Origin of the sequence: Stutzerimonas stutzeri (genome assembly GCF_009789555.1) — a bacterium.
Lineage (GTDB): Bacteria > Pseudomonadota > Gammaproteobacteria > Pseudomonadales > Pseudomonadaceae > Stutzerimonas > Stutzerimonas stutzeri_R.
Genome location: NZ_CP046902.1, coordinates 1145400 through 1163878, shown reverse-complemented (window position 1 = coordinate 1163878; position 18479 = coordinate 1145400). Strand labels below are relative to the sequence as shown.

The 18479-nt window shown below is 65.3% G+C and carries 19 protein-coding genes; 16 read left to right on the top strand and 3 right to left on the bottom strand.

Annotated elements, in window-relative coordinates; genetic code table 11:
* Nucleotides 1–35: 35 nt before the first annotated feature.
* The 16 genes from GQA94_RS05410 to GQA94_RS05335 all read left to right on the top strand — a co-directional run bounded on the left by GQA94_RS05410 (nt 36) and on the right by GQA94_RS05335 (nt 16219).
* Nucleotides 36–950 carry an ABC transporter permease gene (locus tag GQA94_RS05410; RefSeq protein WP_158187115.1) on the top strand — a complete coding sequence of 305 codons (915 nt, stop codon included), beginning with the start codon at nt 36–38 and terminating at the stop codon, nt 948–950.
* A complete protein-coding gene (locus GQA94_RS05405) occupies nt 947–1819 on the top strand; it encodes an ABC transporter ATP-binding protein (protein WP_199270103.1) in 873 nt (290 codons plus the stop codon). The genes GQA94_RS05410 and GQA94_RS05405 overlap by 4 nt, the downstream gene beginning before the upstream one ends.
* Nucleotides 1820–1890: 71 nt before the next feature.
* Nucleotides 1891–2634: a GntR family transcriptional regulator gene (locus GQA94_RS05400; RefSeq protein WP_158187114.1), complete on the top strand. Its 744-nt coding sequence runs from the start codon at nt 1891–1893 to the stop codon at nt 2632–2634.
* 8 nt (nt 2635–2642) lie between these two features.
* Nucleotides 2643–4379, top strand: coding sequence for a fumarate reductase/succinate dehydrogenase flavoprotein subunit (locus GQA94_RS05395; RefSeq protein WP_158187113.1), 1737 nt, complete (start codon nt 2643–2645; stop codon nt 4377–4379).
* 106 nt (nt 4380–4485) lie between these two features.
* Complete coding sequence (locus GQA94_RS05390; RefSeq protein ID WP_025240110.1) at nt 4486–4719, top strand: 4Fe-4S dicluster domain-containing protein; 234 nt, start codon at nt 4486–4488, stop codon at nt 4717–4719.
* Between the two features lie 31 nt (nt 4720–4750).
* The gene (locus tag GQA94_RS05385) at nt 4751–5689 is read left to right on the top strand and encodes a HEAT repeat domain-containing protein (RefSeq protein WP_233270219.1); all 939 of its coding nucleotides are present in this window, start codon (nt 4751–4753) and stop codon (nt 5687–5689) included.
* Nucleotides 5690–5844: 155 nt separating this feature from the next.
* Nucleotides 5845–6168, top strand: a complete 324-nt coding sequence (gene fdxA / locus GQA94_RS05380) for a ferredoxin FdxA (protein ID WP_158187111.1) — start codon at nt 5845–5847, stop codon at nt 6166–6168.
* A 3-nt stretch (nt 6169–6171) separates the two neighbouring features.
* Nucleotides 6172–6357, top strand: coding sequence for a hypothetical protein (locus tag GQA94_RS05375; protein ID WP_158187110.1), 186 nt, complete (start codon nt 6172–6174; stop codon nt 6355–6357).
* An 18-nt stretch (nt 6358–6375) separates the two neighbouring features.
* A complete protein-coding gene (locus GQA94_RS05370) occupies nt 6376–6687 on the top strand; it encodes a gamma-butyrobetaine hydroxylase-like domain-containing protein (protein WP_158187109.1) in 312 nt (103 codons plus the stop codon).
* Nucleotides 6684–7691, top strand: a complete 1008-nt coding sequence (locus GQA94_RS05365; RefSeq protein ID WP_158187108.1) for a YeiH family protein — start codon at nt 6684–6686, stop codon at nt 7689–7691. The genes GQA94_RS05370 and GQA94_RS05365 overlap by 4 nt, the downstream gene beginning before the upstream one ends.
* A gap of 45 nt (nt 7692–7736) precedes the next feature.
* A complete protein-coding gene (locus tag GQA94_RS05360) occupies nt 7737–8513 on the top strand; it encodes a ferredoxin--NADP reductase (RefSeq protein ID WP_158187107.1) in 777 nt (258 codons plus the stop codon).
* Nucleotides 8514–8632: 119 nt separating this feature from the next.
* The gene (gene apbC / locus GQA94_RS05355) at nt 8633–9733 is read left to right on the top strand and encodes an iron-sulfur cluster carrier protein ApbC (RefSeq protein WP_158187106.1); all 1101 of its coding nucleotides are present in this window, start codon (nt 8633–8635) and stop codon (nt 9731–9733) included.
* A 136-nt stretch (nt 9734–9869) separates the two neighbouring features.
* Entirely contained in the window at nt 9870–10322 is a 453-nt protein-coding gene (locus GQA94_RS05350; RefSeq protein ID WP_158187105.1) for a (2Fe-2S)-binding protein, read from the top strand.
* An 11-nt stretch (nt 10323–10333) separates the two neighbouring features.
* The gene (locus GQA94_RS05345; protein ID WP_158187104.1) at nt 10334–12532 is read left to right on the top strand and encodes a xanthine dehydrogenase family protein molybdopterin-binding subunit; all 2199 of its coding nucleotides are present in this window, start codon (nt 10334–10336) and stop codon (nt 12530–12532) included.
* Between the two features lie 10 nt (nt 12533–12542).
* A complete protein-coding gene (locus tag GQA94_RS05340; protein ID WP_158187103.1) occupies nt 12543–13784 on the top strand; it encodes a c-type cytochrome in 1242 nt (413 codons plus the stop codon).
* 467 nt (nt 13785–14251) lie between these two features.
* Nucleotides 14252–16219, top strand: a complete 1968-nt coding sequence (locus GQA94_RS05335; RefSeq protein WP_158187102.1) for an AAA family ATPase — start codon at nt 14252–14254, stop codon at nt 16217–16219.
* Nucleotides 16220–16355: 136 nt separating this feature from the next.
* Here the strand turns inward: GQA94_RS05335 and GQA94_RS05330 are convergent, their stop codons facing one another.
* The 3 genes from GQA94_RS05330 to GQA94_RS05320 all read right to left on the bottom strand — a co-directional run bounded on the left by GQA94_RS05330 (nt 16356) and on the right by GQA94_RS05320 (nt 18436).
* Entirely contained in the window at nt 16356–16973 is a 618-nt protein-coding gene (locus tag GQA94_RS05330; RefSeq protein WP_158187101.1) for a TPM domain-containing protein, read from the bottom strand.
* A gap of 84 nt (nt 16974–17057) precedes the next feature.
* Nucleotides 17058–17816 carry a TPM domain-containing protein gene (locus GQA94_RS05325; RefSeq protein ID WP_158187100.1) on the bottom strand — a complete coding sequence of 253 codons (759 nt, stop codon included), beginning with the start codon at nt 17814–17816 and terminating at the stop codon, nt 17058–17060.
* Entirely contained in the window at nt 17813–18436 is a 624-nt protein-coding gene (locus GQA94_RS05320; RefSeq protein WP_199270102.1) for a LemA family protein, read from the bottom strand. Before GQA94_RS05320 ends, GQA94_RS05325 begins: the two co-directional genes overlap by 4 nt.
* Between the last annotated feature and the right edge of the window lie 43 nt (nt 18437–18479).

The window sequence follows — 18479 nt, the reverse complement described above, 5'->3', positions numbered from 1 at the left end:
GAGCGCACATCGAACCTGAGCCGAGGAGCGTAGCCATGAGTGTCAAACCGAACCCCGTGTTCGATTCAGCCACGGCAGTACCCGCAGCAACGGTAGCGCCGCCTGCATTAGAAGTTGCAGCCGCGCCGAGCCCGCCCGCCGCCCCTATGAGCAGCCCGCCGCGCCGGCGCCTGCCGGTCATGACCGGTCGTTATCTGGTGCGCATCGCCGCGCTGCTGATGGCGCTGGTGGTGTGGCATCTCGCCGTCAGCCACGGCTTCAACCTATTCATCAACTTCGAGAACGTGCCGGCACCGCTGCTGGTGGGCCAGGCACTGGTTGCGCAGCTGTCCAGCTCGGAGTTTTACCTGCACATCGTCTACAGCTTGGAGCGGATCGCCATCGCCTACGCCTATGCCGTGGTGCTGGGCGTGCTGACCGGGGTGATGATCGGCCGTTCGCGCTGGGCGGAGGACATCATCCTGCCGTACATCGAGCTGTTCCGGCCGATCCCAGCCGTGGCCTGGATTCCGTTGGCGATCCTGATGCTGCCGACCGAGCAGTCGAGCATCGTCTTCATCACCTTTCTCGGCGCTTTCTTTCCCATCGTGCTGAACACCGTGCATGGCGTGGAGCAGACGCCCGACGTGCTGGTGCGCGCCGCGCGCAGCCTCGGCGCGAGCAAGAAAGCGATCCTCTGGCACGTGGTGATCCCAGGCGCGATGCCGAGCATCGTCGCCGGGCTGGCGATCGGCATGGGCGTGGCCTGGTTCTCGCTGCTGGCTGGCGAAATCATCAGCGGCCAGTACGGCATCGGCTATTTCACCTGGACCAGCTACACGCTGGTCAAGTACCCGGAAATCATCATCGGCATGCTCGCCATCGGCGGCCTCGGCACGCTCTGCACGCTGATCGTGCGCAAGGCCTGCGCACCGCTGCTGCACTGGCAGGCCAAGGGAGGTCGGCCATGAACAGTGCCGTACAGGACAACCGCCTCGCCGTGCTCGACCACAGCCGGCTGCGGGCGAAAACCGGCTCCAAGGGTGACAGCCGCGGGCATATCAGTGTGCGCAACCTGCACATCGAATTCGACCATAACGGCGGCAAGCGCGCCGCCGTGCAGGACGCGCAGTTGGAGATTCGTCCCGGTGAATTCGTCTGCCTGCTCGGCCCGTCCGGCTGCGGAAAGTCGACCCTGCTCAATGCCATGGCCGGCTTCGTCAGCCCGACCCGCGGTGAGCTGACCATCGACGGTAAAGGTGTCGACGCACCGAGCCCGGATCGCGGCATGGTGTTTCAGCAGCACTCGCTGTTCCCCTGGAAGACCGTGCGCGACAACGTCGCCTTCGGCCCGCTGATGGCCGGTGCCTCGCGCAACGAGGCGTGCAGCGTGGCACGCACCTTTCTTTCGTTGGTCGGTCTGGCCGCGTTCGAGGACGCCTACCCCGGCACGCTGTCCGGCGGCATGCAGCAGCGCGTCGGCATTGCCCGCGCGCTGGCCAACTACCCCAGCGTGCTGCTGATGGACGAACCCTTCGGTGCGCTGGACGCGCAGACGCGAATCATGATGCAGGAGAACCTGCTGGAGATCTGGCGCGAATTCAAGAACACCGTGGTGTTCGTCACGCACGACATCGACGAGGCGGTGTTCCTCTCCGACCGCATCGTGGTGATGAGCGCCAGCCCCGGTCGGATCATCGCCGACATCAAGGTCAGCCTGCCCCGTCCGCGCGAGCAGAGCCTGCTTACCAGCGCCGCGTTCATGGACTACAAGCGCCAGTGCCTGGATCTGATCCGCCAGGAAACACTGCGCGCCTTCCAGCAGCAGAACGGAGGCTGAGCCATGGCCAACGCACGCATTTGCGCACCCACGCTCGACATGACCTGTCATGACAGGCTGGAGCGCCGCCAATGAAAGGCACCCAGTCACTCGCTCCCGGCCAGTCGCCACTACCGTTGTACGTGCAGATTCGCGACGACCTGCGGCGCAAGATTCTCGAAGGGAGCTACGTCGTGCATGAGCGACTGCCCTCGGAAAACGAGCTGATGAACGCCTTTGGCGTCAGCCGCATCACCATTCGCCAGGCGCTGCGCGACCTGCACAACGAAGGGCTGGTGTTCAGTGCCCAAGGCAAAGGCACTTACGTCAGCAAGCCCAAGGCCGTGCAGAACGTGCAGCGCCTGCAGGGTTTCGGCGAGGCCATGGCTGCCCAAGGCTATGAAGCCACCGCGCGGCTGCTGTCGATTCAGGAGCGCAAGCCGCCCAAGGCCGTGGTCGCCGCGCTGCATCTGTTGGTCGGCGAAGAGGTGGTCGAGGTCAAGCGCGTGCGCTACCTCAACCGCGAAGCCGTCTGCGTCGAGAACAGTTACTTCCCCCTCGACATCGGCCGGCGGCTGTTCGGCCTGGACCTGTCCGGCGACATCTTCCCGATGCTCGAGAACGCTTTCGGTATCGCCCTCGGGCGCGCCGACATCAGCCTCGACGCCACCCTGGCGGACGAGGAACACCAGCACTACCTGGCCCTCAAGCCCGGTGAACCCATCCTGCGCGTCGAGCGGCTGACCCACGACCGCGCCGGCCGCCCCATCGACTTCGAATACCTCTGCTACCGCGGCGACGCATTCAAATACCAGTTCCGAGTGGATCGGAAATAGGAGGCAACATGACCACTATCAACGGCATCCCAGTCATCGACACCGACGTGCTGGTCATCGGCGGCGGCACCGCCGGCCCCATGGCCGCCGTGACCGTCAAGGAGCAGGACCCGAACCTCAAGGTCATCCTGCTGGAGAAGGCTAACGTCAAGCGCTCCGGCGCCATCTCGATGGGCATGGACGGGCTCAACAACGCTGTGGTCCCCGGCCACGCCACGCCCGAGCAGTACGTCAAGGAAATCACCATCGCCAACGACGGCATCGTCCACCAGCCGGCGCTGATGGCCTATGCCACACGCTCGTTCCCGATGATCGAAAAGCTCGACTCCTGGGGCGTGCATTTCCAGAAGGATGAAACCGGCGACTACGACATGAAGAAGGTGCACCACCTGGGCACCTACGTGCTGCCGATGCCCGAGGGCCACAACGTCAAGAAGATCCTCTACCGCCGCCTGCGCCGCGTGCGGGTGGAGATCGAGAACCGCTTCCAGGCTACCCGCCTGCTCAAGGACCCGGACGGCAACATCGCCGGCATGATCGGAGTGAACACCCGCACCGCCGAGCCAATCATCATTCGCGCCAAGGCGGTGATCATGGCCACCGGCGCCGCCGGACGCATTGGCCTGCCCAACTCCGGCTACCTGTTCGGCACCTACGAGAACCCGGCCAACTGCGGCGATGGCCACGCCATGGCTTACCACGTCGGCGCCGATCTGGTGAATCTCGAGTGCTTTCAGGTCAACCCGCTGCTCAAGGACTACAACGGCCCGGCCTGCGCTTACGTCACCGGCCCGCTCGGCGGCTTCACCGCCAACGCCTACGGCGAACGCTTCATCGAATGCGACTACTGGTCCGGGCAGATGATGCTGGAGTTCTTCAAGGAACTGGAGTCCGGAACGGGACCTGTGTTCCTCAAGCTCGATCATCTGGCCGAGGAAACCATCCAGGAAATCGAGACCGTGCTGCACACCAATGAGCGGCCGACCCGCGGGCGTTTCCACGAAGGCCGCCAGGTCGACTATCGCCAGCGCATGGTCGAGATGCACATCTCCGAGATCGGCTTCTGCTCCGGGCATTCGGCCTCCGGCGTGTGGACAGACGAGACCGGTGCCACCACCGTGCCCGGCCTCTACGGCGCCGGCGACATGGCCTCGGTGGCGCACAACTACATGCTCGGCGCCTTCGTCTATGGACAGATCTGCGGTGAAAGCGCCGCCGCCTTCGTCAAGGAGCGCAGCGAGCCCGTACTCGACGAAACCTTCATTGCCGCCGAGCTGGCGCGCATCCAGGCGCCGCTCCTGGTCAAGGACGGCATTCCGCCGGAGCAGATGGAATACAAGGTGCGCCGCCTGGTGAACGACTACCTGCAGCCGCCGAAAGTGACCAAGAAGATGGAGATCGGCCTCGAACGCATTCTCGCCGTACGCGAAGACGTGCCGAAACTCGCCGCCGCCGACCCCCACGAACTGCTCCGCGCGTTGGAAGTGCAGTCGATCATCGACTGCGCCGAGATGGCCGCGCGCGCCTCGCTGTACCGCACCGAATCGCGCTGGGGCCTGTACCACTACCGGGTCGATTTTCCCGAGCAGGACAACGCCGAGTGGTTCTACCACAGCCGCCTGTTCAAGGACGCCAACGGCCAGATGGCCCACGGCAAGCGCCCGGTCGCCGACTACCTCGTCCCGCTGGGCGAAGAGAAGGACGCCTACAGCAAATTGCGGGTCAAGCGCGCCGCGAATGCCTGACAACGACCCGTAGAGGCGAATCCACTCGCCCGACCCCTGATGCCAACGGGCGAACACGTTTCGCCCTCCGGGAGCCCGTGCTTCCCCCTGTTTCGAGGAAACGACCATGCCCGTAGCCAACCACCGCTCTGCCGTCCCGGTTGTCGTCGACGAAGAGAAATGCATTGCCGAGAAAGGCTGCCGCGTCTGCATTGACGTCTGCCCGCTGGATGTCCTGTGGATCAACCCGGACACCGGCAAGGCGCACATGAAATATGACGAATGCTGGTACTGCATGCCCTGCGAGACCGACTGCCCGACCGATGCGGTCAAGGTGAACATTCCCTACCTGCTGCGCTGAGGAGCCGCTGATGAAGACTTATGACGATCCCATGCTGCAGCAGATTGCCATCAACCTTGGCTCCGAAGACCCCGGCATTCGCCGCGTCGCGGTGCTGGAACTGGTCGATTGCGGCGAGCCGGAAGCCGCCGAACTGCTGATCCTTGCGCTCAACGACGCAGATCCCGCGGTGCGTCAGGAAGCCGCCAAGGTGGTCGACGAATTCGACGCGGTGGACATCGCCGACGCGCTGATCGCCGCCCTGCAGGACAGCAGTGAAGTCGTGCGCAACGCCGCCGCCCATGCGCTGGCCGACCTCAAAGACCCGGCTGCGGCGATGCCGCTGCTCGAAGCATTAGAGGGCACGGACGATCCTTTCGTCGTGGCCGGCATCCTGCGGGCAGTCAAACCGCTGCGCAATCCGGCCGCCCAGGCGCCGGCACTGCAGCGCATGCAGGCCGCCGATGCTGGCGTGCGGCGCGAGGCAGTCGCGGTACTCGGCTGGCTGAAACAGACCGAGAACCTGCCGGCACTCAAGGAACGCGCCCAGCACGACGAGGACGCCGAGGTCCGCCGCGCCGCCACCGGCGCCCTGGTCTACGCCACACCCGAGCAGGTCGGCCCAACGCTCGTCGGCCTGCTAAAAGACGCGAACTGGCAGGTACGGGTCGAGGCCGCCGTGAGCATCGGCAAGCTCAACTATCAGGCGGCGCTGCAACCGCTGGTCGACGCCACGCACGACAGCTTCTGGCAGGTCCGTGAGAAAGCCGTGGACTCGCTCGGCAAGCTCGGAGCGATCGGTGCCATACCGGCGCTCGGCATCTGCGCCCGCGACCCCATGAGCAACCTGCGCAAGGCCGCCATCGGCGCATTGGGAGCGATCGCCCACAGCGATGGCCGGCCCTTCGTCGAAGCCGCCATGGACGACCCGGACCCGGACGTGCGCAAGCTGGCCCGCTGGGCCATGTCGAAACTCGACGCGGCGGCATAACGAACGTAGGGCGGGCGCGACCCGCCCTACGTTCTGAGTTTTACCCATTCCCTAGCACAGAAGTTGAAGCCGAAACGTCACGAGCGCAGCGGGGCGGGAGCGCCTAGCCAAGGCGAAGCAGCATCCGCAAGCGCAGTCGTTTCAAGGAGGACCAAATGACCTACGTCGTTACAGAAAACTGCATCCGCTGCAAGTACACCGACTGCGTCGAAGTCTGCCCGGCGGATTGCTTCCATGAGGGGCCGAACTTCCTGGTGATCAACCCGCAGACTTGTATCGACTGCAGCCTCTGCGCACCGGAATGCCCGGCCGACGCGATCTTCGCCGACAACGCGCTGCCTGCCGAGCAGAGCCACTTCATCGAGCTCAATGCCGAGCTGGCTGAGGTCTGGCCGGTGATCACCCAGACCAACAGCCCGCTGGCCGAGGCCGACACCTGGGTCGATCAGGGCGAAAAGCTGCAGTTTCTGGAGCGCTGAGCCATGCCCGAACTTGTCATGACGAGTTGGCTGCGTCGCGCCCTGCTGGGCTTGCTGATCGGCAGCGCTGCGTTGTCCGGCAGCGCCAGGCCGGTCGAGCAGCCGAGCCAACTCGTCAGGACCCCGGAAGCGCCTGCGCTGATTTTTCCGGAAGGCTACCCGCCGCGTCTGTCCGCCCCTTGTTTCTGATTGGTTGAGGAATCGCCCATGACTACCCAAACCCTGATCGCACCGCCCACCGAGATCCGCCTGCGCAAGGCGCAAAAGATCCTGGAAGTGCTCTGGCCAGATGGCGTGCGCAGCCAGATGAGCTGCCTGGCGCTGCGCAAATCCTGCGCCTGCTCGATGTGCGCCCAGGCGCAGCAACGCGGCGTGCTGACCCTGATCGATGCCGATGTGGGCGTCGACCGGCTGGAGGTGTCCGGTGTCAGCGGTGTGCAGTTTCACTTCAGCGACGGCCACTACCGCGGGCTCTACCCCTGGGCCTATCTGCGTGAACTGGGCGAGCGCCTGCAATGAACACGCGCGTCCAGCAACGGCTCGCGCCGCCCTTCACGGCGCTCTGCCGGCTGTATCCAGGCGCGGCACTGTGCGCGGTGCTGGCGTTGGCCGGCAGCTTTCTCGCCGAGCACTACGGCGCGCCCGCGCTGATGCTGGTCCTGCTGCTGGGCTTTGGCTTCGCCAATCAGGCCGCTGAACCACGCATGCAGGCTGGAGTGACTTTCTGTAGCCGGCAGATCCTGCGCATCGGCGTGGCCCTGCTCGGCGCGCGCATTGGCGTCGAGCAACTGCTCAGCGTCGGCAGCCTGCCGCTCTTGATCGTGCTGAGCAGCGTGCCGCTGGTCATCGGTGGCGCATTGCTGCTCGGCCACTGGCTCGGCCTGCCGCGGCTACACAGCCTGGTCGCCGGCGTGGCGGTGGCAATCTGCGGCGTATCGGCGGCAATCGCGGTGGCGGCGGTGATTCCCGCCGGCAAACTGGAAGATCGCCGGCTGCTCGGCGTCGTGGTGGGCGTCACCGCGCTGGGCACGCTGTCGATGCTGCTCTACCCGCCGCTGCTCGGCGCGCTGGGCTACAGCGAAGTGGAGCGCGGTCTGCTGCTCGGCGCCAGTATCCATGATGTCGCCCAGGCAGCCGGTGCCGGCTACCTGGTGTCGGAGACGGCCGGCGACGTCGCCACGCTGACCAAGCTGTTGCGCGTCGCGCTGCTGGCGCCACTGGTGTTGCTCCTCGGCTGGCTGCTGCGCCGCGGTGAGTCCGCCAGCAGTGAGTTCCCGTTTTTCCTGCTCGGTTTTCTCGCCCTGTTCGGCCTCAACAGCCTCGGCTGGCTACCGCCCGGGTTGCGCGAAGGGCTGGTGGCCGCGTCCAGTGCCTGCCTGCTGCTCGCCATGGCGGCGCTCGGCATGCGCACCACCCTCAGCGAACTCTTTTCCCAGGGCTGGCGGCCAATGCTGCTGTTGGTGGTGCTCAGCGTCGGCCTGCTGCTGGGCGCGATGGCGATGCTGGCGCTCGCGTCGCCCTGACGGTTTTCCTGCCTCGTTTCCCTTTGACTGTTTGGAGGTTTTGCCATGGCTGCAATCGGTACTGAAAGCGTTCTCAGCGTTCGCCACTGGAACGACACCCTGTTCAGCTTCACCACCACCCGCGATCCAGGCCTGCGCTTCGAGAACGGTCACTTCGTGATGATCGGCCTCGGCGTCGAGGGCAAGCCGCTGATGCGCGCCTACAGCATCGTCAGCGCCAACCATGACGAACATCTGGAGTTTCTCAGCATCAAGGTGCCGGACGGCCCGCTCACCTCGCGCCTGCAGCATCTCAAGGAAGGCGACCCGATCCTGGTCAGCCGCAAGCCGGTCGGCACGCTGGTCATGCATGACCTGCGGCCCGGCAAGCACCTTTATCTGTTCGGCACCGGCACTGGCCTCGCGCCGTTCATGAGCATCGTTCGCGACCCGGAAGCCTATGAGCGCTTCGACAAGATCGTGCTGGTGCATTGCGTGCGCGAGGTCAGCGAACTGGCTTACCACGACTACCTGACCCACGAGCTGCCGGAGCATGAATTCCTCGGTGAAGCCGTGCGCGACAAGCTCATCTACTACCCCACCGTCACCCGCGAGCCGTTCCGCAACCAGGGCCGCATCACCACGCTGGTGGAAACCGGCCAGCTCGCCACCGACATCGGCCTGCCGCCGCTGAACAAGGACAGCGACCGCGTGATGCTCTGCGGCAGCCCGGCGATGCTCGACGCGCTGACCGCCATGCTTGACGGGATGGGCTTCGAAGCCTCCTCGCAGCAGGGCGAACCTGGCGACTACGTAATCGAGCGCGCCTTCGTCGAGAAATAACCGAGCCCCCTTTGGGCGCGAGCTTTGCGGGCGAAGCGTTCACCGCTTGAGCGCAAGCAAAGACTCGGCGCCCCCCTCACGCCTGCAAAAAAGCCATTCGATCCCGCCTGGAGCACGCCATGAACCTTCACCGCTTCGCGACACCCGCCGTCGGGCTGCGTCAGCAGGCCGAGCACTCCCTGTCCCAGTGGATCGAGCCCTGTCTCGGCTGCGACCTGCTCAGCGCCGGCGCGGTGCGTGAGCTACGCGTCGACGGCTCGCAGCTGCACCTTCGCCTTGCCCTGGGCTTTCCTGCGGACGGCTATCGTGATGCCCTCAGCCGCGCGCTGAAGGCTCTGCTGCTGGCCCACACCCAAGCCACCGCGGTGACGGTCGAGATCGACTGGTCGGTGACGCCGGCCTCGACCACCAGCCAGCCCCTGCCGGGCGTCAAACACCTGATCGCGGTCGCGTCGGGCAAGGGCGGCGTGGGCAAGTCCACCACGGCGGTCAACCTGGCCTTGGCCCTGGCGGCCGATGGCGCGAATGTCGGCATGCTCGATGCGGATCTCTACGGGCCCAGCCAGCCGCGGCTGCTCGGTCTCAGCGGCTTGCCTGAAACGCGTGCGGGGAAGCTGCAGCCAATGCTCGGCCACGGCCTGCAATGCATGTCCATCGGCTTTCTCGTCGATGAAGAAGCCCCGGTGATCTGGCGCGGGCCGATGATCACTCAGGCGCTGACCCGCCTGTTGCAGGAAACCCACTGGCAGGAGCTCGACTACCTGATCGTCGACCTGCCGCCCGGCACCGGCGACATTCACCTGACCCTGGCGCAGCGCATGCCCGTGTCCGCCGCGCTGATCGTCACCACGCCGCAGGATCTCGCCCTGCTCGACGCGCGCAAGGGTCTGCGCATGTTCGAGAAGGTCAACGTGCCGGTGCTCGGCATCATCGAGAACATGAGCCTACATGTCTGTAGTCAGTGCGGGCATGAAGAGCACATCTTCGGCAGCGGCGGCGCCCGCCGCATGGCCAATCAACATGGCAGCGAGTTGCTGGGCGAGCTGCCGCTGGACATGCGCATCCGGGTGGGTGCCGATGATGGCGTACCGGTGGTGATCGCCGAACCGGAAGGTAGCCTCGCGCAGACCTACCAAGGCATCGCGCGCCGGGCCGCGGCGCGCTTGTCGCTACGCACACAACAGGCGTCAGCGGTGCTGCCGGTGGTAATCGAGGCCTGACCCGGCCCTGGCTCCGTGAGCAATTAGTTGCCTCGATGCGGGCAACTTTCGCCTCGCCCGTTGTCTCGTTCTAAGGCGCGCACCAAACCAACCATAATGCGCGCCCGTTTTAGAGCCTGATGCGAGGTCCCGATTCATGCTGACGCTTTCTATCAACGGCGCCGACCTGGAGGTCGACGTTCCCGAAGACATGCCCCTGCTCTGGGTACTGCGCGATGTGCTGGGGCTTACCGGCAGCAAGTACGGGTGCGGCATCGCCCAGTGCGGTGCCTGCACGGTGCATCTGGACGGCCAGGCGGCACGGGCCTGCGTGCTGCCGGTCGGGGAAGTGAAAGGCCGCAAGGTGGTCACCATCGAGCACATCGGCGCCACCGAACTTGGCCAGCAGGTGCAACAGGCCTGGCTGGAAGACGAGGTGGTGCAATGCGGTTATTGCCAGTGCGGGCAGATCATGTCCGCCGTCGCGCTGCTGGAGCAGAACCCCACGCCAGACGACCGCGCCATCGATCAGGGCATGGCCGGTAATCTGTGCCGCTGCTGTACCTATACCCGTATTCGCAGCGCCATCAAGCGCGTCGCCCAGGCATGAGGAGGCGCAAGATGGCCAACCCTGACAACACCCTGCAATCCCCGTCGCGCCGGCACCTGCTGAAGGTCGGCAGCCTCGCCCTGGGCGGCCTGGTGATCGGTTTCAGCCTGCCTTTCAGCGGGCGCAGCTTCGCCGAGCAGGTGCTCAACGAAGGGCCCGAAGACCAGCCGATGTCCAACGCCACGGCGCTGGATGCCTTCATCAGCATCGACCGCGACGGACAGGTGACCTTCACCGTGCCGAAGATCGAGATGGGCCAGGGCGCTCAAAGCGGGCTGGCGGTGATGGTGGCCGAAGAGCTGGAAATCGGACTTGACCAGATCAGGCTCAAGGAGGCACCGCCGAACGAGGCGATTTATAACGACAAACTGCTCAACTTCCAGGCCACCGGCGGCTCGACGTCCATCCGCAGTAACTGGGAGCCCCTGCGCCAGGCCGGTGCAGCCGCCCGATTGCTGCTGATCCAGGCTGCCGCGCAGCGTTGGCAGGTCGGGGCCGATCAGTTGCGCGCCGAAAACGGCCGCGTACTCGGCCCTGGAGGCCAGAGCCTCGGCTATGGCGAACTGGCCGAGGACGCTTCGAAACTGCCGGTGCCGGAAAACATTCCACTCAAGCCCGCCGAGCAGTTCAAGCTGATCGGCAAACCGACCCGGCGCCTGGACACACCGGCGAAGGTCGACGGCACCGCCCGTTTCACCATCGATCTGGTGCTGCCCGGCATGAAGTACGCCTCGGCCCGTGCCTGCCCGGTGCTTGGCGGCACCGTGCGCCACCTGGATGATCGCGCAGCGCGGCAGGTCCCCGGCGTGATCGATGTGATCCGCCTGGATGATGCGGTAGCGGTGATCGGCGAGCACACCTGGGCGAGCTTCGCCGGCCTGCGAGCGCTGGAAATCGAATGGGACTACGGCGAACACGCCAGCATCGATTCCAGCCAGATGGAGCGCGACATCCAGGATGCGCTGGACAAGCCCGGCGCTGTCGCCAATGAACAGGGCGACATCGACCAGGCGCTCAAGGACGCCGCAAAAACCTTCGAGGCGGAATATGAGATGCCCTTCCTCGCTCATGCGGCGCTGGAGCCCATGAGCTGCGTGGCCCAGGTTCGCCCGGACGCGGTGGAACTCTGGGTTGGCACCCAGGTGCCGGTGCGTGCGCAAACGGCAGCCGCCGAGGCTTCGGGGCGCCCGGCCGAACAGGTCATCGTCAACAACCAGTTGATCGGCGGGGCCTTCGGTCGGCGCCTGGAAGTTGACTTCATCAGCCAGGCCGTAACGATCGCAGCGAAGGTGGACTATCCGATCAAACTGACCTGGACACGTGAGGAAGACACCACCCACGACCTTTATCGGCCGCACTATATCGACCGTCTTGCCGCCGCGCTGGACGACCAGGGCCGGCTGCTGGGGTGGCGTCATACCATTGCCGGTGCCTCGGTGCTGGCTCGCTTCGCGCCTGAAGCGGTCCCGGAGAACGGCCTGGATGGCGACGCGGTCGAGGTCGCGCAGCACCCGATCTACGCCCTGGCGAATCTGCGCGTGAACTATGTTCCGGTGCCGCCCAGGGCCTTGCGTCAATCCTGGTGGCGCGGTGTCGGCCCGCTACGCAGTACCTACATGCTCGAAAGCTTCATCGATGAGGTGGCACGCAGCGTCGACCGCGATCCGGTGCAATACCGAATGGCCCTGCTGGGCAGCCAGCCACGGGCTCAACAGGTGTTGCGCCTGGCCGCTGAAAAAGCGGGCTGGGGCGATCCGCTGGAGGCCGGGCATGGGCGCGGCGTGGCTGTCCAGGAGGTGTTCGGCAGTTTTCTGGCCACCGTCGTCGAATTGCAGGTGACCGAGGACAAGGGCATCAAGCTCAAGCGGCTGGTGGTGGCCATCGATTGCGGTCAGGTGATGAATCCGGTCTCGGTCAAATCGCAGATCGAAGGCGGAACGCTGTTCGGCCTGTCCGCCGCGCTGTTCAACGAAATCACTGTCCGCGAAGGGCGTGTGGAGCAGAGCAACTTCCACGACTATCGCCAGTTGCGCATCAGCGATGCGCCGCCCGTGGAAACCCACATCGTCGACAGTCGCGAGGCGCCAGGCGGGGTGGGTGAGTCCGGCACGGCGATGATCGCTCCGGCGCTGGTCAACGCGCTGGCGGCGGCCAACGGCACCCGTATCCGCCGACTGCCGCTGGCACGCGCCGGCTATTACGTGATTTGAGGAGCCCAGCATGACGATTCGACGCTCTCTGCGCGGCCTGCTGGGTGCCGCGCTTGCCATGACCGCCGCCGGCGCGCCGGCACAAGAAACCGACCCGGCGCTGATCGCGCGCGGCGAATACCTGACCCGTGCCGCCGACTGCCTGGCCTGCCACATCACCGAAGGCGGCAAGCCCTACGCGGGCGGTCTGCCGGTGAAGATGCCGTTCGGCACGCTGTATTCGACCAACATCACCCCGGACAAGGAGACCGGCATCGGCAACTGGAGCGACGACGAGTTCGTCGAAGCCATGCAGCAAGGCGTCGGGCCGGATGGCAAGCACTACTACCCGGCCTTCCCCTATACGTCCTACACGCTGATGCCGCGTGAGGACATCCTGGCCATCAAGGCCTATCTGTTCAGCCTGGAGCCAGTGGCCCAGCCAAACAGGGAAAACGACATCGGCTTTCCCTTCAATCAACGCTGGGGCATCGCGCTGTGGAATCTGCTGTTCCTCGATGACGAACGTTTCGAGCCGGACGCCGGACAATCAGAGCAATGGAACCGCGGCGCCTACCTGGTCGAAGGTCCCGGCCACTGCGGCGAATGCCATACGCCGCGCCATCTGCTGCAGGCCCGCAGCGGGTCCAGGGCCCTGGGAGGCGCCACGATTCAGGGCTGGGCGGCGTGGAACATCACGGGCGACGAGCAGAGCGGTATTGGCAACTGGCCGGATGAGGCGCTGGCCAGCTACCTGGCAACCGGCGTCGCACCGGGTTATGGCGTCGCGGGCGGGCCGATGGCAGAAGTGGTCAACCACAGCCTGCGGCACCTGACGGCTGAGGACATTCAGGCCATGGTGGTGTATCTGAAATCCGTGCCTGGCCAGCCCGCCGACGTCAGGCGACCGGAAAACAAGGCGCTGGCAAACGAGCCACCAGCCGATAGCCGCCATCCGCTCGGGCAAAAGCTGTTCGCCGACGCCTGCGCCAGCTGCCATCAATGGGACGGCAGCGGACGCCAGAGTGACTACGCCTCGCTGCGCGGGTTGCGCACGCTGAACGATCCGCAGGGGCTGAATCTGGTCCAGGTAATCCTCAACGGCGACGCGCTGCACGGCCCCAGCGGTCATCATCTGATGCCGGCATTCAGCCGTCACTTCAATGACCGTGAGGTGTCCGCCCTGAGTAACTTCATGCTTGCTCATTTCGGTTCGCAGCCCGGCGACCTGACTCCGGAGGCCATTGCCGAACGCCGCCTGCAAGCGCGCTGAGCGGGTTATTCAGCGCGGCGACGTCCCTCGGGACGTCGCCCGCCTGCGTAGAACGGCCCGTTGAATAGGCCGCGCCACCGTGTTCGCGGCAGCGCGCTGCGCCTGGAGCCAGCGTCCTGTTCGCAGCGCCCGCGCGGCCGGCATGCTGGGCGCCGTTCGGCAGTTGACCGCGACCCGCGAAGGCGTAGTTCATCACCGCCGCTTCGTTCCACGACCGGGCGGTCATTCGTCGTAAACCCGGGCGCCATTCGTCGTGTAGCGCCGCGCATGATGGCACTTGCCGTATCCTCGCCGGCTATCGGAGCCCAAGCGCCCGGTGTGCAGTCAGGCATATAAATCGCATCCCATAAGCCCGTACTGCCCAGCGCCATCCTGTTGGCGCTTGCGGGGATTCCCCCGTGTACAACTGTGGTCCGCCTCCTCGGCGGTTGTTTGTCAAAACATCGGGCTTCCCGATTGGATGTGAAATGAAAACACCACGTCTGCTACAAGGCCGCCGCGGCCCTGTGCTCTCCGTTTTGCTGGTGCTCGCCCTTGCCGCGTGCCTGGCCTACTGGCAGTTTATGCCCACCGCGCCGGCCACACCGGCCACGGGCGCCGCGGCCAGCATGCTCGAAGCGCTTCACGCATCGACCGATCCCTGGGAAGCCAATCGCCAGGACCTCTCGGTGCTGATGGGCGATCTGCGTGGCGCCACGATCGCCAGCGCCGCGCTCGCCAAGGACGCAATCTATGTCAGCCTGAACGACGGCCAACGCTACTGGGTGCCGGATCAATCCGGTCGCATCGCCCAATTGCTGCTCAATCATTACGCCAGCAGCGAGGGCCAATTGTTCCCGCTGACGCTGTTCCAGACCGATGGCGAGGCGCCCTGGTACAAGGCGCTGGTGCCCTACGCACCCTTCATCCTTCTTCTGGTGGGTGCGTTCAGCTACCTGGCGATCAAGAGTCAGAGCTTCCGTGTGCAGCGCAAAGGCAGCGGCATTGCGTTCACCGACGTGATCGGCGCCAGTGAAGCCAAGCAGGCACTCACCGACGTCACCGATTATCTACGCGACCCCGCCGCCTATGTGGCCCTGGGCGCCCGTCCGCCCAAGGGCGTGCTGCTGACCGGCGAGCCCGGTACCGGCAAGACCCAGCTGGCCAAGGCGTTGGCCACCGAATCCAATGCCAGTTTCATCCAGGTCACCGGCAGCGATTTTTCCTCGATGTATTTCGGCGTCGGCATCCAGAAGGTCAAGGCGCTGTTCCGCACGGCGCGCAAGCAGGCGCCCTGCATCATTTTCATCGACGAGATCGACGGCATCGGCAAGCGTGCCGAACAGCAACGCTCCAGCGATGCCGAAAGCAACCGGATCATCAACCAGTTCCTTGCCGAGATGGACGGTTTCGACGGGGCCAGCGGCGTGCTGGTGCTGGGTGCGACCAACTTCCCCAACTCGCTGGACCCGGCGCTGGTGCGCGAGGGCCGCTTCGATCGCTCGATCGCGGTAGGCCTGCCAGGGCTCGTTGACCGTGAAGCGCTGTTCCGCCTGTACGCGGGAAAGATCCGTACCGGACACGATCTGGATTTTCCACAGCTGGCGCGCAACACCGTCGGCCTGACGCCGGCTGCCATCGCCTATATCGCCAACCACGCCGCCTTGCTGGCAGCGCGGGGCGGGGCCAGCGAAGTCAGTATGTCGCACTTCGTCGATGCGGTTGAAACCTGCCGAATCGGCGAACAGCCCTCCGGCGTGACCCCCATGTCCGCCACTGATCGCAAGCGCATTGCCGTGCACGAGGCCGGCCATGCCCTGGTGGCCGCGGCGCTGAACGTCGGCCGGGTAGAAAAGGTCACCATTCTGCCGCGTGGCCAGGCCCTCGGAGTAACGCTGGTCACCCCGGTGGAGGACAAGCGCCTGCACATGGAATCGGAGCTGCGTAGCCGCATCCAGATGCTGCTGGCCGGTCGTGGCGCTGAGCAGCTGTATTTCCATGAGGTTTCATCCGGCGCCGGGCAGGATTTGCAGGAAGCCTCGAAGATCGCCCTGTCGATGGTCGGAGCGCTGGGGATGGGGCCGAACGGCTCGCTGCTGAGCCTGCAGGCCGTGCGCGACGCGCACATTGAGTTCGATTCGGGCGAATCCATTCGCGCGGCAGACAACCTGCTCAAACAGCTGGACCGCGACTGCATGGCGCTGTTACAGCGACTGAGGCCGGCCCTGGATGAAATCGCCGAGCGTCTGCTGGCCGAGGAAACGGTCCCCGGCGAAGAGGTGCTGGCGGCCATCGAACGCCTGCCGGAGCATCATCACGAGGCCATCGTCAGTTCGATCATCGGGCATACGATGAGCAGCATCGACCGCGTCGCGGCCAGCGCCATGGAAAATGCCCAGTACCTCGAACTGGCACCGGTGGAGCAACCCGAGGACGACGGGCCCGGCATGCTTTGAGCCGCCCTCGCGCGGCGGAGCAAGGTGGGTAGCCGCCCGGACTGTGCCGCCTGATCCCCGCGCCTCATAGCATCATCGGGGTCACGGTTGCAGCGTTACGGAGATCCGTGGCGCCTGGCCCGCACCATGTCCCCGATCATGGAAGCACGACCAGATGATTCGGCAGCTCATTGCGCTCATGGGTGGCCGGCACGTGCTGCTTGAGCAGCGAGCCGCACGCCTCGATGCAGCCCAGGAACCCTTGAAGCACCTGTCCGCGCCGCACTTCCCGGGTGAAGTCTTCGACAATCGACTGCCAGGCGCTGTCATCGATTCGGCTGGATATTCCCCTGTCCACCAGGATTTCGACATATCGCTCCGCCTCGCAGACGAAAATCAGCATGCCGGTGCCGCCTTGGGTGTGGTGCAGGTTCAGCTCGATGAATTGCCGGCGCGCGAGGTTACAGGCACGCCAGTGCCGAACCGACCGCGGGATCAGCCGGCTGGTCAGGCTGGGAATACGAAAGAGCACCGCCAGCACGATGAAGGTCAGCCATTGCACCAGTAGCAGTTGCCAGGCCGCCAGCCAGCCGGTAAAGAACAGCAAGCCACCCGGCAACAGCAGCGCCAGCAGGCTGGCCCAGAGCAGCGGTATGTAGCGATAGTCGTCCGCCTGGGCCGCCAGTACCGTCACCAGTTCAGCATCGGTGTCGCGCTCAATGCGATCAATCGCCTCGGCGACCTGTTGCAGTTCGCTTTCGGTCAGTAGTGTCATTGCCTGTTCGTCACCGATTGAAGGTTTTTGTTGTCCGTCGTCGCCCCTGACGCCGGGTTCCGACAGGAGCGCGAAGCGGTCCGGTTACCAGCCACCGGAGGCTCCACCGCCGCCGAAGCCGCCGCCACCACCACCAAAACCTCCGCCACCGAAGCCGCCTCCGCCGCCGCGCCCCATGCCGCCCAGCAAGGCGCCGAGCAGCAATGCGCGACCGGCGCCGCCGCCACGCCCGCCTCGACCGCCACGGCCACCGCCAATGACGAAGATGGCCACCAGCATAAGGAAGAACCCCAGAATGCCGAGGCCGCCCGGCTCTTGCGCGCTCATGGGCATCGCAGGTCGCATGCCGGCGGTTTGCATCGGGTCGCCGCCGAGCACGCGAATCATCGCAGCGGTGCCCTCGGTAATGCCACGCGCGAAGTCACCCTGCTGGAACGCAGGCGTCATGATGCGATTGATGATGACCGACGACTGGGCGTCCGTCAGGCGCCCTTCCAGTCCGTAGCCCACTTCGATGCGAATCCTGCGGTCGTCCCGGGCAACGATCAACAGCGCACCGGTGTCTTCGTCCTTCTGGCCGATGCCCCATTCGCGCCCCAATTGCAGACCGACGTCTTCGATAGTGTTGCCCTGCAGATCCGGCAAGGTCACCACCACCACCTGCTCGCCAGTGGCCTGCTCGTGCGCGGCAAGCATGCTGGTCAGCCTCGCCTCGGTCTGGGTATCGAGCAGCTCGGCCTGATCGACTACCCGGCCGGTCAACGCGGGCACCTCGAACGCCTGGGCCAGCACACCGCCGACCCAGAACAGCAGCGCCAACAACAGGGGCAACGTTCGGGTCATTGAAACTGCACTTGTGGCGCCTGCTCGGCGTTCTCGGCCGTCGCCTCGAAGTTTTCACGGATCGGCATGTCGCTGTACATCAGCGTGTGCCAGATGCGACCTGGGAAGGTACGTATCTCGGTGTTGTAGCGCTCGACCGCGGCGATGAAATCCCGACGCGCCACGGCGATGCGGTTCTCGGTCCCTTCGAGTTGCGACTGCAGGGCGAGGAAGTTCTGGTTGGATTTCAGGTCCGGGTAGCGCTCGGACACCGCCATCAACCGGCTCAGCGCGCCGGTCAGCTGGTTCTGCGCCTGCTGGAAGCGCTGGAGCTGCTCGGGGTCGTTCAGCGTGTTGGCGTCGACCTGTATGGACGTGGCCTTGGCTCGCGCCTCGACCACGGCCGTCAGGGTTTCCTGCTCCTGGCGAGCAAAGCCCTTGACCGTCTCGACCAGGTTGGGGATGAGGTCGGCGCGGCGCTGGTACTGGTTTTCCACTTGCGACCAGGCCGCCTTCACCTGTTCGTCGTATCGGGGAATGTTGTTGATCCCGCAGCCGGCCAGCAGCCAGGACATGAACAGGACAACCATCAGTTGCCAGGTGAAACGGAAACGCTGCGTCTGCATGATTCGCTCGTCCATCCAAAAATCCAGGGTACAGGAATAAGGATAGCCCAACGGCCCG

What these genes read in the sequence shown, in the direction of transcription:
- GQA94_RS05375 (WP_158187110.1), top strand. Translation starts at nt 6,172, where the DNA reads ATGCCCGAACTTGTCATGACGAGTTGGCTGCGTCGCGCCCTGCTGGGC.
- GQA94_RS05330 (WP_158187101.1), bottom strand. Translation starts at nt 16,973, where the DNA reads ATGACACTACTGACCGAAAGCGAACTGCAACAGGTCGCCGAGGCGATT.
- GQA94_RS05340 (WP_158187103.1), top strand. Translation starts at nt 12,543, where the DNA reads ATGACGATTCGACGCTCTCTGCGCGGCCTGCTGGGTGCCGCGCTTGCC.
- GQA94_RS05365 (WP_158187108.1), top strand. Translation starts at nt 6,684, where the DNA reads ATGAACACGCGCGTCCAGCAACGGCTCGCGCCGCCCTTCACGGCGCTC.
- GQA94_RS05320 (WP_199270102.1), bottom strand. Translation starts at nt 18,436, where the DNA reads ATGGACGAGCGAATCATGCAGACGCAGCGTTTCCGTTTCACCTGGCAA.
- GQA94_RS05390 (WP_025240110.1), top strand. Translation starts at nt 4,486, where the DNA reads ATGCCCGTAGCCAACCACCGCTCTGCCGTCCCGGTTGTCGTCGACGAA.
- GQA94_RS05395 (WP_158187113.1), top strand. Translation starts at nt 2,643, where the DNA reads ATGACCACTATCAACGGCATCCCAGTCATCGACACCGACGTGCTGGTC.
- GQA94_RS05385 (WP_233270219.1), top strand. Translation starts at nt 4,751, where the DNA reads ATGCTGCAGCAGATTGCCATCAACCTTGGCTCCGAAGACCCCGGCATT.
- fdxA (WP_158187111.1), top strand. Translation starts at nt 5,845, where the DNA reads ATGACCTACGTCGTTACAGAAAACTGCATCCGCTGCAAGTACACCGAC.
- GQA94_RS05400 (WP_158187114.1), top strand. Translation starts at nt 1,891, where the DNA reads ATGAAAGGCACCCAGTCACTCGCTCCCGGCCAGTCGCCACTACCGTTG.
- GQA94_RS05350 (WP_158187105.1), top strand. Translation starts at nt 9,870, where the DNA reads ATGCTGACGCTTTCTATCAACGGCGCCGACCTGGAGGTCGACGTTCCC.
- GQA94_RS05360 (WP_158187107.1), top strand. Translation starts at nt 7,737, where the DNA reads ATGGCTGCAATCGGTACTGAAAGCGTTCTCAGCGTTCGCCACTGGAAC.
- GQA94_RS05410 (WP_158187115.1), top strand. Translation starts at nt 36, where the DNA reads ATGAGTGTCAAACCGAACCCCGTGTTCGATTCAGCCACGGCAGTACCC.
- apbC (WP_158187106.1), top strand. Translation starts at nt 8,633, where the DNA reads ATGAACCTTCACCGCTTCGCGACACCCGCCGTCGGGCTGCGTCAGCAG.
- GQA94_RS05325 (WP_158187100.1), bottom strand. Translation starts at nt 17,816, where the DNA reads ATGACCCGAACGTTGCCCCTGTTGTTGGCGCTGCTGTTCTGGGTCGGC.
- GQA94_RS05345 (WP_158187104.1), top strand. Translation starts at nt 10,334, where the DNA reads ATGGCCAACCCTGACAACACCCTGCAATCCCCGTCGCGCCGGCACCTG.
- GQA94_RS05405 (WP_199270103.1), top strand. Translation starts at nt 947, where the DNA reads ATGAACAGTGCCGTACAGGACAACCGCCTCGCCGTGCTCGACCACAGC.
- GQA94_RS05335 (WP_158187102.1), top strand. Translation starts at nt 14,252, where the DNA reads ATGAAAACACCACGTCTGCTACAAGGCCGCCGCGGCCCTGTGCTCTCC.
- GQA94_RS05370 (WP_158187109.1), top strand. Translation starts at nt 6,376, where the DNA reads ATGACTACCCAAACCCTGATCGCACCGCCCACCGAGATCCGCCTGCGC.